Source organism: Streptomyces sp. NPDC051677, from assembly GCF_044453465.1.
In the GTDB taxonomy this organism is placed as follows: Bacteria; Actinomycetota; Actinomycetes; order Streptomycetales; family Streptomycetaceae; genus Streptomyces.
Map to the genome: position 1 here is coordinate 1 of NZ_JBITCT010000144.1, position 1,374 is coordinate 1,374.

A 1,374-nucleotide genomic window follows, 5' to 3' on the forward strand; every position below is an offset into this window, starting at 1 on the left:
CAGGGGCCGTTGCGTGATCACGTTTCGTCCGGAGTGTCGTGCTAGCCCGTCCTTGGAGGGGACATCCCGGTTCGGGCGGGTGGGGGACGCAGTGCAGGCACGGTCTCAGTGATCATGTGAGTGTCGAAGTCCCATGAACACCTGGCGAGTCCGTGCCTACTCCTGCATCTTCTCCCATGCCCACCGCGCTGGCCCAACTGGGCCGGACTGCCGCGCCGGCCCCGCTGGCGGACGCGGTCGCACTGTCCGGTTTCCTGGATCTGGTGCCCGACCCGAGAGGCGTCCGCGGCCGCCGCTACCGGTTGTCGGCTCTGGTCGCCGCGGCCGCGGCGAGTGTCCTGGCCGGTGCCCGCTCGCTCACCGCGATCACGGAATGGATCAGCGACGTCCCCGCGTGGGCCTGCCGGGTTCTCGGCTTCCCCACCGACCCGTTCTCCGGCGCCGTGTCCGTCCCGCACCCCCACACCCTGCGCCGTCTGCTCGTCCAACTCGACGGCGACGCCCTGGACCGGGCAATCGGCGACTTCCTCACCGCCCGCGCCACCCCGGCCGGCCCTGGACCGCGGGCGATCGCTGTTGACGGCAAGGCCCTGCGCGGCTCACGCACCCACGTCACCGGGCACGTCACCCTGCTCGCCGCGATGGACCACACCGGCCACGTCCTGGCCCAGCGGCAGGTCGCCGACAAGAGCAACGAGATCCCCGCCTTCCGGCCCCTGCTGGACAGCGTCGACCTGACCGGCACGGTCATCACCGCCGACGCGCTGCACACCCAGCACGCTCACGGCACCTACCTCCGAGAGCGCGGTGCCCACTACATCGCCCAGGTCAAGGCCAACCATCCCGGTCTGTTCGACCGCATCCGCCGCCTGCCCTGGCGCGAGATCACGCTCGACCACTACGACCGCACCCGGGCCCACCACCGTCTGGAGATCCGGCGGCTGAAGACCGCCGCCTTCGCCCATCTCGACTACCCCGACGCACGCCAGGCCCTGCAAGTCGTGCGCTGGAGGAAGGACTTCACCACCGGCAAGCTCACCATCGAGCGCGTCTACCTGATCACCAGCCTGCCGCCCCGCGCGGCTACCGGCGCCCAGCTCGCCGACTGGATCAGAGGACACTGGAAGATCGAAAATCTTCTGCACCACGTCCGCGACCGCACGTTCCGCGAGGACGACTCCAAAATCCATGCCGGCAATCTCCCGCGCATCATGGCCGGCCTGCGCAACCTCGCCATCGGCGTCCACCGTCAGGACGGCCACACCAACATCGCCGCCGCCCTACGTCACACCGCTCGCGACTGGCGAAGGCCCCTGGCCACCCTCGGCATCACCGGATGAATCCGGACAGACGTCGATCACGCAAGGGACCCTG

General features: G+C 69.8%; 1 protein-coding gene. It reads left to right on the forward strand.

The features are described from left to right. Positions 1-176: 176 nt before the first annotated feature. Positions 177-1,340 carry an ISAs1 family transposase gene (locus ACIBAF_RS49270; RefSeq protein WP_399473422.1) on the forward strand — a complete coding sequence of 388 codons (1,164 nt, stop codon included), beginning with the start codon at positions 177-179 and terminating at the stop codon, positions 1,338-1,340. Positions 1,341-1,374 lie beyond the last annotated feature (34 nt).